8 protein-coding genes and 1 tRNA gene are annotated in these 14001 nt (G+C 68.0%); 3 read left to right on the top strand and 6 right to left on the bottom strand.

Going from position 1 to position 14001, the window contains the following annotated elements; all coding sequences use genetic code 11:
• Complete coding sequence (locus H521_RS25970; protein ID WP_156891546.1) at positions 1-1857, top strand: hypothetical protein; 1857 nt, start codon at positions 1-3, stop codon at positions 1855-1857.
• 227 nt (positions 1858-2084) lie between these two features.
• Here H521_RS25970 and H521_RS0118610 read toward each other — a convergent pair.
• Positions 2085-2158 (bottom strand) — tRNA-Met (locus H521_RS0118610).
• A gap of 173 nt (positions 2159-2331) precedes the next feature.
• Here H521_RS0118610 and H521_RS24320 point away from each other — a divergent pair.
• Entirely contained in the window at positions 2332-3687 is a 1356-nt protein-coding gene (locus H521_RS24320; protein WP_040425006.1) for a glycoside hydrolase family 18 protein, read from the top strand.
• 48 nt (positions 3688-3735) lie between these two features.
• On the opposite strand, the gene H521_RS0118600 is transcribed toward H521_RS24320, so the two are convergent.
• The 3 genes from H521_RS0118600 to H521_RS0118590 all read right to left on the bottom strand — a co-directional run bounded on the left by H521_RS0118600 (position 3736) and on the right by H521_RS0118590 (position 8765).
• Complete coding sequence (locus H521_RS0118600; protein ID WP_022894521.1) at positions 3736-4611, bottom strand: class I SAM-dependent methyltransferase; 876 nt, start codon at positions 4609-4611, stop codon at positions 3736-3738.
• A 30-nt stretch (positions 4612-4641) separates the two neighbouring features.
• Complete coding sequence (locus tag H521_RS0118595) at positions 4642-7554, bottom strand: UPF0182 family membrane protein (RefSeq protein WP_022894520.1); 2913 nt, start codon at positions 7552-7554, stop codon at positions 4642-4644.
• Positions 7555-7625: 71 nt separating this feature from the next.
• Positions 7626-8765, bottom strand: coding sequence for a YlbL family protein (locus H521_RS0118590; protein ID WP_022894519.1), 1140 nt, complete (start codon positions 8763-8765; stop codon positions 7626-7628).
• A gap of 171 nt (positions 8766-8936) precedes the next feature.
• On the opposite strand from H521_RS0118590, the gene H521_RS0118585 reads away from it, so the two are divergent.
• Entirely contained in the window at positions 8937-10313 is a 1377-nt protein-coding gene (locus H521_RS0118585; RefSeq protein ID WP_022894518.1) for a zinc-dependent metalloprotease, read from the top strand.
• Positions 10314-11092: 779 nt separating this feature from the next.
• Here the strand turns inward: H521_RS0118585 and H521_RS24315 are convergent.
• Together H521_RS24315 and nudC are read right to left on the bottom strand one after the other, a co-directional pair.
• Complete coding sequence (locus H521_RS24315) at positions 11093-12964, bottom strand: ATP-dependent helicase (protein WP_084512654.1); 1872 nt, start codon at positions 12962-12964, stop codon at positions 11093-11095.
• Entirely contained in the window at positions 12949-13911 is a 963-nt protein-coding gene (gene nudC, locus H521_RS24310) for an NAD(+) diphosphatase (protein ID WP_022894515.1), read from the bottom strand. Before nudC ends, H521_RS24315 begins: the two co-directional genes overlap by 16 nt.
• Positions 13912-14001: the final 90 nt, after the last annotated feature.

Below are 14001 nucleotides of genomic sequence, written 5' to 3'. Positions count from 1 at the left end.
GTGGAACGCAACGGTGCCCGGCAGCTCGAGCGGCGAATGCAAGCCGTGTTCGGGAGGTCGGTCGAGGACTATGAAAGAGAAGCAGCCGTCGAAGCGCTGCCGAGGGTCTTCCTGGAACTAGCCCACAACGTCGTGACCGCGTCCACCGCGCCGGACATGCTCGCCAGGTGGAAGGACGAAGCACGAAAGTCGAACGCGGGCGCGAAACCCCTCGTCCCGATGACTGCGGTGCTCATCTTGTTCCTCGCACACGCCATTGCAGGCAAGCCACTCACCTATCACGAACTCGCGCGGACTCTGCGGCTCAGACTTAAGCACGACCAGCGCGTCCTTCTCGAGGTGTCCCACAAGTCAGGTACCCACAGCCAGTGGTACGACCGCATGTGGGCCGCCGTGAACCGACTGCTCGAACTCATCGACCCGTACCCAGGCCCGCGAAACAAGAAGCTGAAGGGGCCTGCTTGGGAAGACTACCGAAAGGCCACCGAACAACCGAGCTACATCGAAAACACTGCACGTATGCTCGAGCGCTTCGATGAACTCGTCAACAGCATCCTTCGCGAAAGCATCAAACTTCTGCCGCGTGAAATCTGGGGGGAATTTGGCGGCGCAATAATTGTCGACGCCACCAAAGTCCACATCGCCGGCAGCCCCAACTCATCTTCCAAGCTCGGCGACAGATCGAACCCGGACCCGCTTTCCGGTCGATACCGCCGAGAAGGCAAACACGACGGCAAGGGCGCCGTTACTGACGTAGCTGCATACGAGCTCGAGACGGCCGTCATGATGTGGAATGAGCCCGGGGAGAGCGACCGGTTTCCCACCCTCGTCACGGCCGTTTCGATGCATCGACCTGGTGAGCTCATCGGCCATGCGGCACGCCTGATCCATCATCACAAACAACTCGGCTTCGGTCGCTTTCTCTTGAACGTGGACCGTGCGTACAACGGCGAAAAGATTGAGAACTTCCACATCCCTGCCCGACTTGCAGGCGCCGAACTCATCTTGGACTACAAAGCGCCCGACCTCGGGCTGCAAGGTTGGTTCGAGGATCTGATCCTCGTCGATGGAAATTGGTACACCAACTGGATGCCGGACGACCTGGTTTCTGCAGGCAAGCGGCTGCGCGAACTGAAGGATGCCATCAGAGCTGCGCGAGGAGCCCTCAAAGGCTACTCACGTTCGACGACACATACACCCGAGCAGATCGAACTCATCGAGCAGCACGAAGCCCTCCTAACCGATGGCCCCAGCCACCGAACGCAACTTGAAAAGCTCATCTCGAGCCGGACGCGGTATCGCATGAAGGAACACGGCCATGTGGATGCGGACGGTGCGCAGCGATTCCGCTACCCCGACCCGAAACTGTCACTTGTCCCACCGAAGCCAGTGACGCACCGATCATCAATCACTGTCCCGATGCTCGTGCCCGAAACGGATGCGCCGTCGCATATTGCGGCGCTCGTTCCGACAAATTCACCCTCAAAGACAAAGAGGTCGGGCTCCCCCAGGAAGCCGCAGCCAATCAAACATGTGCAGAAATTCGCCTACGAGTCTCGCGAATGGCACAAGTACAAGGGCATGCGAAGTTTGGTCGAAGCTTCCAATCGCCTCTTGAAGAAGGCGACGAAGTTCGACATCGAAGAGCCGGACCTCCGATCGGGTCGCGGCTACGCGTTCACCTATCTCGCATCGGCGCTCGCCGTCGTGGCAGACAACATCCACCGCATCCGGAGCTTCTTCATCGCGGACGCCAAACGCATGGATGCACCGAAGACCCGCACGCGCCGACGAAAGGACGCCAACGGCAACCCGCTGCCGCGCCGGCAACCCGGCGACAACGGCCCACCGCGCTGAGCCAACGCCACTGACACAGCTTCACGAAAAGTACGAAGGCTTCAGCCTGCCCGGAGGGCAGGCTTTTCGTCGTTAACGGCCCACCGGCCCCGCGTCGAATGCGCGTAGGACGCCAACCGGAGCTCCGGAGGGCAAAAAAGAAGAGGTCGGGACTGAATTTCTTCAGTCCCGACCTCTTCTAGGCAATTTACCGAGAATCAGAATCTGATTCCCCAATGCCGCCTTTGTTGCGGGGGCAGGATTTGAACCTACGACCTCTGGGTTATGAGCCCAGCGAGCTACCGAACTGCTCCACCCCGCGGCACAAGAAATGACTCTAGCACGACGTTCGAGCCTCGTCCAATCGAGGCCGGCGCCTGCGCGAGATTCTTTGTTAAGACTCTTTCCAAACGGGTCCTTGCGTTGGTACTGTCTCCGCAACCGTTCCGCTCCGAGGGGCGCAGCACGGCCCCGACCACGATCGATGAGGATTCAATGTCACCACGCCATGTGCTTCGTGGCGCAGCGTTCGCCGCTGTCGCCACCACGCTGCTCGCCGCCACTGCGACTTCCCCCGCCCTCGCATCGCCGGGCGATCACGACGCTGCCGGTCAGTCTGAGATCAACGGCTACCGCAGCGTCGGCTACCTCATGTCGGACACCCCGGTCACTCGCGACTACCAGATCGAAGACCTGCTGACCACCGGAGCCATCGACGACGTCACCCACATCAACTACGCGTTCGGCAACGTCACCACCAACCTGAAGTGCGAGATCACGGATGTGGCGGGCGAAGGTGACGCGCAGAACGACTACCTCCGGCTCGTCTCGGCTCGAGACTCCGTCGACGGCAAGAAGGACAAGGCGAACAAGCACCAGCGCCTCGCGGGCAACTTCAACCAACTCCGGAAGCTCAAGGCAGTCAGCCCCGACACGAAGGTCCTCATCTCGCTCGGCGGCTGGACCTGGTCCGACAACTTCTCGGCCGCGGCAGCCACCGCCGAGAGCCGCACCGCGCTCGTCTCCTCGTGCATCGACATCTACCTGAAGGGCGACCTGCCGAAGGTCGGCAACCTCGGCGGCCCCGGCGCAGCCGCCGGCATCTTCGACGGCATCGACGTCGACTGGGAGTGGCCGGTCAACGGCGGCGAGACGGCGAACGCGAGCCCGGCAGACAAGGAGAACTTCCTCGCCCTCATGGAGGAGTTCCGTGCACAACTCGACGCGTACGGCGCCGAGACCGGCGAGGACTACCTGCTCACGGCATTCGGCCCCGCCGGCGGATGGAACACCAATGCGGGCGGGTGGAACACCGCTCGACTCTTCGCGTCGATCGACTGGCTGAACGTGCAGGGCTACGACTATGCCGGCGGATGGACCGGCAACACCGGCCACCAGGGCAACCTCCACCCCGATGGCGCCAACAACTGGGGTCTTGCGATCGACAACGCCATCGCGCTCTACACCGCCGGCGGCGCCCGGCCCGACCAGCTGAATGTGGGCCTCGCAGCTTACGGGCAGGGTTGGACGGGCGTGACGATCGGCGACCGTGCCGGGTGGACTCCCGACCCCGCGGTCACCTCGATCGGCACGAAGCCGTACTACGAGATCCGCGACATCGGCGAGGGTTACTTCGACCCCGCCATCGGAGCGTCGTGGCGCTTCGACGCGGCGAGCGGCCAGTGGTGGAGCCTCGACGACCCGAAGTCGGTCACGGCGAAGGCCGAGTGGCTCACGAGCCAGGGCTTCGGCGGCGCCATGTGGTGGGACCTCTCGGGCGACTACCGCAACGAGCTCGGCAGCACGCTCGGCGAGGCGCTGCGTGCGGCGCCGAGCGGCCCGCTCGACTGAGCTTCAGGGGCGACTGAGCACCCACGGCGGCGGCCGTGATCTGCAGCGTCAGCTGCCGGTCGCGGCCGTTCGCGTGTTCGGCGACGCCACGAGCTCGTACGACAGCGGCAGCCAGCGTTCGGCGGGCCAGCCGTACATGCCGTCGCCGAGGTCGACTGCTGCGGGGAAGATGCGCCACGGCACCCGGTAGTGCTCGGCGAACGACTCGACGGCGAGGCCGGCCCCGCGCAGGGCGTCGAAGACCTCACCGAGCGGATGCGTCCACTCCCAGGTGCGGGCATTGACGAGTGCCACCCCGGCGTCGGCGTAGTCGCTCGGGTCGTCGAGCACGTCGGGTGCCTCGTTCGCATACGGGTACGCGAACGACGGCAGCCCGCCGGACCCGGCATCGCCGTCGAAGACGAGAGCAGCCGGGTGGCCGTCGGCGAAGTAGAACCGGCCGCCGGGCTTCACGAACCACGACACGATGCGCGCCCACTCCGCGACATCCGGAAGCCAGCCGATGGTGCCCCACGTCGTGAAGACCAGGTCGAACGATTCTGGCTCGGGCAGCATGTGACGCGCGTCGTAGACGTTCGCCTCGATGAACCGGGCTCGATGCGCGACCCCGAGCTCGTCGGCCATGCGGCGAGCCTCGGCGACCGCTGCAGACGAGAAGTCGATGCCGACCACGGTGGCGCCGAGATTCGCGAGCGAGAGCGTGTCGGAGCCGAAGTGGCACTGCAGGTGCAGCACGCGCACGCCCTCGAGACCGTCGGGGTACAACCGCTCGATCGCCGCCTTCACGATGGGATCGAGCACTCCCCCGCCGGCGCGCAGCGCCGCCCGGTCGTAGAACTCCGAGGCGACGTGCACGCCGACGCGCTCGTTCCAGTTCGCCAGGTTGTCGTCGAGCCAGTCGCCTCCGCGCAGATCGATGCTCATGTCAGCCCGCTGGCCCCAGGAGCCTGGCGATCACTCGGAGCCGGCCGGCGTCTCGGCCGAGGTGACCTCGAGCAGCTGGGCGATGATCTCCGCGAGTTTCGCGTCGGCTGCGCCGTATGCCGCCCAGTCGCCCTCGGCGAGCGCGGCCTGCTTGTTCTTCAGAGCCACGGATGCCTCGTTCAGGAGCGCCTGCACCTCGTCGCTCGGCGTCACCGGTGTCGTGGGCTCCTCACCCTCGGCCGGCGGAGGGGTCGGCTCGGCGCCCGGTTCCACCTCGTTGTCGCCCGCGTCGGCGCCGGAGTCGCCGCCGAACAGCACGTCGAGGGCGAGGTCGAGCGTGTCTTGGAAGGCGATCTGGTCACCGAAGGCGACGAGCACCTTCTGCAGGAGCGGATAGCTCGTGTTTCCGGTGGACTCGACGTAGACGGGCTGCACGTAGAGCAGGCCGCCACCGACGGGAACCGTCAGCAGGTTGCCGTTGATGACGTTCGACTGGCCCTGCTTCAGCAGGTTGAGCGACTGCGACACCGTCGGGTCGGAGTTGAACTTCGCCTGCACCTGACCCGGGCCCGGCACGTTGTCGTCTTCGGGCAGCGTCAGCAATCGAAGCCGGCCGTAGCCCTCGGCGCGCTTGCCGTCGGTGCTGCCCGCATCAGCGTCGACGGCGAGGTAGCCGCGCAGCACGTTGCGGCTCTGCTCACCCCGGGCCTCGGGAATGAAGGTCGAGTACAGCGAGTACGTCGGGTCGTCTTGACCCGGCATCTGCATGGTCAGGTAGTACGGCGGCTGCAAGAGGTTGCTGCCGGTGTCGGCGGTCGGGTCCTTCGGCGTCGTCCACGCGTCTTCACGCGAGTAGAACGGCACGGCCTCGGTCACGTGGTAGCGGCCGAGCACCTCGCGTTGCACCTTGAACAGGTCTGACGGGTAGCGCACGTGGCTGATCAGGTCGCCCGACATCTTCGACATCGGCTCGATCGTCGTCGGGAAGATCTTCTGCCAGGTCTGCAGGATCGGATCCTCGTCGTCCCACGCGTAGAGCGTCACCGAGCCGTCGTAGGCGTCGACTGTCGCCTTGACCGAGTTGCGGATGTAGTTGACCTCATCGAAGGCGAGCGTCGGCGCCTGAGTCTCGCTGTCGGCGATGGCCTCGCTCATGCTGACCTTGTTGGAGTACGGGTACTGGTCGGAGAGGGTGTAGCCGTCGACGATCCACACGACCTTGCCGTCGACGACCGACGGGTAGGCGTCGGAGTCGAGCGTCAGGTACGGCGCGACCTTCTTCACCCGCTGGACCGGGTCGCGGTCGTAGAGGATCTGCGAATCGGTGGTGACCTGGTCGGAGAGGAAGATCTGCTCCGACTGGAACTTCAGCGCGTAGACGAGCTTCGTGAACGCGTTGTCGAGCTTCGGGCCGCCATCGCCCTTGAACGTCGTCTGCGTCTGGTCGGCGCCCTCGCTGCCCGACGGGTAGTCGAGCTCGATCGGCTTCGCGTCTTTCGGCGCACCGACGATCGAATAGGCCGGCGAGCCCTCACCGAAGTACACGCGCGGCTGGAACTCGCCGAGCACGCCGGACTGCGGGATGCCCGACTGCAGGAACACCGGCTGGCCGTCGACCGAGCGCTGGTTGCCGGCCGCGGCCACGAGGCCGTAGCCGTGGGTGTAGACGAGGTGCGAGTTGAACCACGTTTCGGCGTCGCCGAGGCCCGACAGGTCGACGTCGCGAACGGCGACGACCGTGTCTTGCACGTTGCCGTCGATCTCGTAGCGGTCGACATCGAGCCGGTTCGGGAACTGGTAGTACTGGCGGAACTGCTCGAGCTGCTGGAACGCCGGGCTGATGACGAGCGGGTCCATGAGCCGGATGCTCGCGGTGGTCGCGGCGTCTTCGCGAAGCGCGCCCGGCTCGGCGTCGGTCTTCGCCTCGAACGGGATCTCTTCGACGTCGGCGACATCGTAGGCGTCTCGGGTGAGGTCGATGTTGCGCTGGATGTAGGGCTCTTCGAGCGAACGGGCGCTCGGGTCGACCTGGAAGCGCTGCACGACCCACGGGTACAGCGAACCGATGAGCAGGCTCGAGACCACGAGCAGCGCAGTGCCCACGAGCGGCAGGCGCCAGCGACCGATGATCGCGGTCACGAAGAAGAGAACGGCGACGACCGCGGCGATGGCCGCGAGGATGCCCCGGCTGGGGATGGTGGCGTTGACGTCGGTGTACGAGGCGCCCGTGATGAGCGAACCCGTCTCGGTGACGGTCGCGTACTGGTCGAGCCAGATGCTCACCGCCTGGAGCAGCAGGTAGATGCCGGCGGTGACCGCGATCTGGATGCGAGCCGATTTCGAGATGACGACCTCGCGGCCGCTGATGCGCAGCGCCCCGTAGAGGTAGTTCGTCGCGATCACGAGCAGCACCGAGAGCAGCACGACCGCCGAGGCGAACCCGACCACTGCGCGGAAGAACGGAAGCTCGAACACGAAGAAGCCGACGTCGAACCCGAACTGCGGGTCGGTGGTGCCGAAGGGCGTGCGGTTCAACCAGGCGAGCGTGAGCTCCCAGCGGCTCGACGCCGAGACACCGGCGAAGATGCCGAGCACCACGGGGATGCCGTACATCGCGAGGCGGCGCAGCGGCTCGAAGACCTCTTGGTAGCGGTCGAGCTGCGAGTTCAGCTTCGCGTAGACCGGCCGCGAGCGGTACGCGATCTGGATCGAACCCCACACGGGCAGTGCCATCGCGAGGAATCCGATGACGAAGAGCACGATCCGGGCGATCCACTCGGTGGTGAGCACCGAGAGGAAGCCGAGCTGGTCGTACCAGAGCACATCGGCGTAGATGCCGGCGAATGCGAAGAAGGCAATGACGAGCGCGGCGACCACACCGATCGTGATGGCGATCGGGGCGCGCCTGCGCTGGATCCTCGGTTCTTGCGGCTGTGCTGACACTCTCGGCCTCGTGTTCGGTCGGGATGGGATCGGAATTCCATCCTAGAGTTGCGTTTCTTGGAATCGGCTGTTCAGGAGGCGGTGCACGACGGGTAACTGCCCGTCACGGTTCCGTCGGCGACGTCTTCGACGATCTCTCGCGCCTGGTCGAGGGTCGACACCGAGAAGACGGTGACGCCATCGGGAACGTGCCCCGCGACCTCGTTGCAGTTCGCCTCGGGGGCGAGAAACCAGTCGGCACCGGCACGTTCGGCGCCCCAGAGCTTCTGACGGATGCCGCCGATGGCGCCCACGTCGCCCGCCGAATCGATCGTTCCGGTGCCGGCGATGATCTCGCCGCCGGTCATCGCATCGGGGGTCAACTTGTCGACGATGCCGAGAGCGAACATCATGCCCGCGCTCGGGCCGCCGACGTCGTCGAGCTGCAGTTCGACGTCGACCGGGAACTCGTAGTGCATGCGCACGCCCACGCCGAGCACGGCGACGCCGTCGCGGGAGACGGGGGTCACCTCGACGGTGAGCGGGGCGCCGTCGCGAACGAGATCGATCTGCGCGGGGGCATCCGACCCGTGCTCGCGCACCGCGGTCTGCAGCTCGCGGATCGAGTGCACCTCGGCCCCGTCGAGGGCGACGATGACATCACCCTCTTCGAGGATGCCGTCGGCCGGTGAGCCTTCGAGGAGGCCGGCGATCGTCACCTCACGCGGGAAGTCGTAGTCGAGTTCGACGAGCGCCGCGGCGATCGCGTCTTGCTGGGAGTCGACCATGGCCGCCTCGTTGCGGGCGTTGCGGTCTTCATTGCTGACGCCCGGCGGGAAGATCGCCTCGACCGGAACGACGGAACGCGTCTGGTCGAACCACGCGGCGACGATCTCGAGCCAGTTCGGGGTCTGGCCCGGCCGGCCGAGGATCGAGACGGTGAGCAGGTTGAGCTCGCCGTCGGTCGGGAAGGTGGTCTCGTCGGGGATCTCGATGAGCGGCACTTCGTCGCCATCGCCGTTCTCGGCGACCCCGAGGGTGTCGTAGACCGGGCCGGGCTGCTCGATGACGTAGGGCGAGGGCGCCAGGGCGAAGACGATGCCGATCACGACGGCGATCGTGATCGCGCCCCAGCCGATGCGTTCGGCGAGCGGGCGATGTGCACGGTTCGCATGGTTCGGCGACGGCGGCGGCGTCATCGGTATCGACGGCTCGTCGGTGAAGAGGGCCATCCGAGTTCCTTCCGGGGCGACAGGGCGTCGCTGTCGCGAACTTGCGAGCGCCGGGGCCGGCGCTGTTCGCGAAGGGCGGACACCCGGAACGCCCAGCCTAGGCCATTTCCCAGACGGGGGACGGTGCGGCGGCGTTACGGTGGAATCCAACGCAACTGGGAGGTGGCGACAATGGCCGATCGGCAAGACGAGCCCGACGACCGGAGCCCCGAAGACGAGTTCCGCGAGATGCTCAGCGAGCTGCTCTCGGGGGCCGGCGGTATCGACCCGTCGAGTCTCGCCGGCGCCGCAGGTCTGCCGAACGATCCTGCGAGCCTCGCCGCCCTCTTCGGCCAGCTGCAGCAGGCGATGAACCGGGCCGACGACGGCATCGACTGGAGCGTCGCCCTGAAGCAGGGTGAAGAACGCGCAGCGACCGGTCAACGCCAGATCGCCGACGATGAGCGTGCCCGCCTCGACCAGGCCTTCCAAGTGGCGTCGCTCTGGCTCGATGAAGCGGTCGAGTTCGGCGCGCTGCCGGGCACTCCCGAGTTGCTGACCCGGCGTGCCTGGGTCACAGCGACGATGCCGATCTGGTCGCAACTGGCAGAGCCGGTCGCGCTCTCGATCTCCGACGCCCTCACGCGGGTCATGAGCGAGCAGGCGCCCGAAGAGATGCGCCAGATGATCGAGGGCGCGAGCCGCATGATGCGCGGCATCGGCGGCGCCCTCTTCGCGATGCAGCTCGGGCAGGTCGTCGGCCAGCTCGCCACCGAGGTCGTGTCGGGCGGCGACATCGGCATCCCGTTGCTCGACGACGGGCGTGCGGCGATCCTGCCGCAGAACGCCGCAGCGTTCGGCGACGACCTCGACATCCCGACCGATCAGATCGAGCTCTACCTCGCGGTGCGCGAACTGGCGCACGCCCGGTTGTTCCGTCACGCGCGCTGGCTGCGGCTGCACCTGATCACCGCGATCACGGCGTTCGCACGCGGCATCGACATCGACACCGAGCGCCTCGAAGAACTCGCCGAGGGCTTCGACCCGTCGAACACCGAAGCGCTCCGCAACGCGGTCGTCAACGGGGCGCTCATCCGCGCCAAGAGCGAGGGCCAGCAGGCGGCTCTCGCCCGGCTCGAGACGATGCTCGCACTCGTCGAGGGCTGGGTCGACGCCGCGACCGCCGATGCCACCTCGCGCCTCCCCAAGTCCGATGCGATCGCCGAGTCGATCCGCCGCCGTCGTGCGTCGGGCGGTCCGGCCGAGTCCGCGTTCGCGACGCTCGTCGGCCTCGAACTGCGCCCGCGCCGCCTTCGCGAGGCGACCGCGATGTGGCGCGCCGTCACCGACGCCGTCGGCATCGAGGCGCGTGACGCCCTCTGGGCGCACCCCGACCTGCTGCCCACCGCCGAAGACCTCGACGACCCCGCTCGCCTGATCGCCCGCCTCACGGGAACCGACGCGGCAGAGACCGAGGCCGACGACGAATTCGACCAGGCTCTCGAACAGCTGCTGCGCGGCGAGACCCCCGCGGCGCCCAGCGAAGACGGCGAAGACCCGCCCGCCTAGATCGAGGCGCGCCGTCTGCGCGGCCTGTGGAAGGATTCTGCGGCTTCGCCGGCGATTCCGGCATGCTCTGGGCATGTCACCGCGCATCGATCCGCACCTCCCCCTCGTGTGGCGCACTCCGAACGAGCTGCAACTCGGCGCCACGCCGCGCGTGGTGCTCAGGGACCCGGGTGAACTCGAGACGGGCCTGATCGCCGCCCTTCGGCACGGTGTCTCGATCGAGACCGCCCAGAAGATCGGTGGCGGGCTCGGTGGGTCACCGGCCGCGGTGCTGCGACTGCTCGAGGTGCTCGCGCCGGCGCTCGAGGCGGATGCCGCGGCATCCGCTCGCCCGAGGCAGCAGATCGCGCTCGACGCGCCGCCGCCGATCGCGGCCCGGCTCGCCGACCACTTCGAAGCACTCGGCTACGACATCGCCCTCGCAGCGGAGGCCGAGGTCGGCGACACGGCCCTCGCCGTCATCGTCGCCTCGTGGGTCGTGTCACCGGCGCGGCACCTGCCCTGGCTGCGCGCGGACGTGCCGCATCTCGCCGTGGTGTTCGACGATGTCGGCACCCGCATCGGCCCACTCGTCGAGCCCGGTGCCGGGCCGTGCCTGCGCTGCCTCGATCTCGCCCGGCGCGACGCCGACCCGGCGTGGCCGGTCATCGCGGCACAGCTCGCCGGCCGCACGGCGGCGAGCTCCACACCGCGTGCGATCCACGATGCCGTCGCCCGCGCCGTCTCCCTCGCCGACGACCGGCTCGCGCACGGACTGCAGACGCTGCGGGAGGCCTCGCTCAGGCCGGCGCGCCCCGGCGAGCGCGAGCAGTTGCTGCGCCACCCGACGCATTCCGAGTGCGGGTGCCGAGCTCCTGCAGGAACCGCGACGGCTCCCGCTCTCCTCGGTATCCGCCGCCCTGGCGCGGCCAGCTCAGCTCGAGGCGCCGCCGTGCCCGCGTGATGCCGACGTACAGCAGGCGTCGTTCCTCGTCGATCGCCTCGAGCCCCTTGGCATATGCGATCGGGAGCATGCCCTCGGTGAGTCCGACGATGTAGACCTCGTTCCACTCGAGACCCTTGGCCGAGTGCATCGTCGCGAGTGTCACTGCTGCCACGGTCGGTTCGTGCTGCGCCTCGGCCCTGGCCCGCAGTTCATCGGCGAACGTGCGGAAGGTGGTGCCCGGAGGGGCATCGTCGACGAGTCGGGCGATCGCGTTCAGCGATTCCCACCGCGCCCGCACGGCACCGGGGCCATCGGGCGCCTGTGCACTCCAGCCGAGCGCGCGCAGCACGTCGCTGACCGACTTGAAGAGCGGCTCCCCCGCGATCGTGAGCGCCGCCGCTCGCAGCGCGTGCACCGCTTCGCGCACCTCTGGCTGGTCGAAGAACCGCGCAGCCCCCCGCACCCGGGACCCGACGCCGACCTCCTCGAGCGCTCGCTCGAGGATCGCGGATTGCGAATTGACCCGCATCAGCACGGCGATCGATTCGGGTGGTGCGCCGGCATCGATGCGCGCCCGGATCCGGGTCGCGACGCCGCGAGCCTCGCTCAGGTCGTCGGGATATTCGATGATCACGGGCTCGGCGTACGCGGCGCCCGCAGCGGGCGCGCGGGAGGCGGCTGCCGGCAGCCGTCTCGGGGCTTCCGGTGCCCGCGCGGCATCCGTTGCCTGCGCGGCAACCGGCGCCCGCGCGGCAACCGCTTCCGCCTCGGCCGCGACCGCCTCGAGGCGCAGCGCGCCCGCCCGCCCGCGCATCAGGCGGTTCGCGACCTCGATGATCGGGGGTGTCGAGCGGTAGTTGCGCTCGAGGCGTACGACGGTGGCCCCCTCGAAGCGCCGCTCGAAGTCGAGCAGGTAGTCGGCACTGGCGCCGGCGAAGGAGTAGATCGTCTGGCTCGCATCGCCCACCACGCAGAGGTCGCGGCGACCGCCGAGCCAGAGGTCGAGCAGTTGCTGCTGGGCCGGCGAGACGTCTTGGTACTCATCGACGATGAAGTGCCGGTAGCTCTCGCGCACGTGCATCGCAACGGATGCCTCGGACTCGATCATGCCCGCCGTCGCGAGCAGCACGTCTTCGAAGTCGAGCATGCGGCGCTCGTCTTTCAGGGACTCGTAGGCGTCGACGAGCGCGAGGAACTGGTCGGAGGTCAGGTTGCCCGGCGCACCACGCGAGGCGAGCCTCGTGGCATAGGCCTCGGGCCCCACCCCGGCGACCTTGCGCCACTCGATCTCGGCGGCGACGTCGCGCAGCGTCGCCGCGTCGACCTTCACGCGCGCTCGTTCAGCGGCCTGGCCGAGGATTCGCCCCTTGTACTCGAGCACCCGCGGCGCACTGCCACCGACGACGATCGGCCAGAAGTGGTTGAGCTGTGCAAGTGCTGCCGCGTGGAAGGTGCGCGCCTGTACCCCGCCGGCGCCGAGTGCGCGCAGGCGTGCCCGCAGTTCTGCCGCAGCGCGGGAGGTGAAGGTGAGCGCCATGACGCGCGCCGGGTCGTACGCCCCGGAGGCCACTCCATAGGCGATGCGGTGCGTGATCGCGCGCGTCTTTCCGGTGCCGGCACCCGCCAGCACGCACACGGGGCCGAGCAGCGCCTCGGCGGCGACGCGCTGCTCATCGTCGAGCGCGTCGAGCAGGGGGTCGGATGCCGCGGTCACGACGTCGACCATGCCAGCCCTCGACCCTCGGCGTCGAGTGGGGCGCCATACCAGCGCTCGAGCAGCCAGCGTGCGATGGAGATGCCGCCGGGCAGGCCGATCTCCGAGCCGGCTGCTGCGATCTGGTCACGCGTGAACCAGCGCAGCTCGAGGATCTCTTCACCGTCGGCGAGTGCCGAGGCCGGATCGACGGTCGCCGCGATGCGGGCGGTGAAGCCGAGCATGAGGCTCGCGGGGAACGGCCACGGCTGCGAGGCGACATAGGCGACGCGATCGACCTCGATGCCCGCCTCTTCGCGGATCTCGCGGACGACGGCGGCCTCGAGCGTCTCGCCCGGCTCGACGAAGCCCGCGAGCAGCGAGAACCGGTGCTGCTGCCAGAGTGCGTTCGAGCCGAGCAGCACCCGGTCGTCGTCATCGGTCACGAGCACGATCACGGCAGGATCGGTGCGCGGGAAGTGCATGCTCGCGTCGGCGATGCAGCGCCGCGCCCAGCCGGCCTGCACGGGCTCGGTCTCGGCGCCGCATCGCGGGCACCGCACATGGCGCTCGTGCCAGTTCGCGAGTGCGAGCGCCTCGGCGAAAAGACTCGCATCCCGTTCGGAGAGTGAGGGCGCCGCGTCGCGGAGGCTCTGCCAGCGACCGTCTTCGGGCTCGATCAGCGCCGCGGCATCCGAGTCGACGACCCGCAGCTCGAAGCGCAACCCGTCGGTTCGGCCGAGGTAGCAGCGCAGGAGCGGTGCCGACAGCCCGGCCGGCAGCTGTTGGGGGCGCGCGAGCTGCAGGGCGGTCGGCGACCCCTCGACTCGTTGCTCGAGCAGCGCGCGACCCTGATGCAGGACGATGACCAGCGTCGTCGAGCCGGTGTCGAGCGCCGCTTCGAGCGCCGGATCGGCCCGTGCCGCGGCATCCCGGTCGATCGCCGAATGCGAGAAGACCGGCGCTGTCGGTTCGGTCACGTGCCACCTCTCGATGCCCGGGTCGGAGTCGGAGTCGGCCGGAAGGCGTGGCGGTCGCCCCCAGCCGCGAGATGCCTGCTTAAGCTGAGT

The organism is Agromyces subbeticus DSM 16689 (assembly GCF_000421565.1).
Classification (GTDB): Bacteria; Actinomycetota; Actinomycetes; order Actinomycetales; family Microbacteriaceae; genus Agromyces; species Agromyces subbeticus.
The sequence above is the reverse complement of the archived record's forward strand: the minus strand, read 5'-3'. Positions and strand labels throughout refer to the sequence as shown.

What these genes read in the sequence shown, in the direction of transcription:
- H521_RS0118585 (WP_022894518.1), top strand. Translation starts at nt 8,937, where the DNA reads ATGGCCGATCGGCAAGACGAGCCCGACGACCGGAGCCCCGAAGACGAG.
- H521_RS0118600 (WP_022894521.1), bottom strand. Translation starts at nt 4,611, where the DNA reads ATGAGCATCGATCTGCGCGGAGGCGACTGGCTCGACGACAACCTGGCG.
- H521_RS24315 (WP_084512654.1), bottom strand. Translation starts at nt 12,964, where the DNA reads ATGGTCGACGTCGTGACCGCGGCATCCGACCCCCTGCTCGACGCGCTC.
- H521_RS0118590 (WP_022894519.1), bottom strand. Translation starts at nt 8,765, where the DNA reads ATGGCCCTCTTCACCGACGAGCCGTCGATACCGATGACGCCGCCGCCG.
- H521_RS24320 (WP_040425006.1), top strand. Translation starts at nt 2,332, where the DNA reads ATGTCACCACGCCATGTGCTTCGTGGCGCAGCGTTCGCCGCTGTCGCC.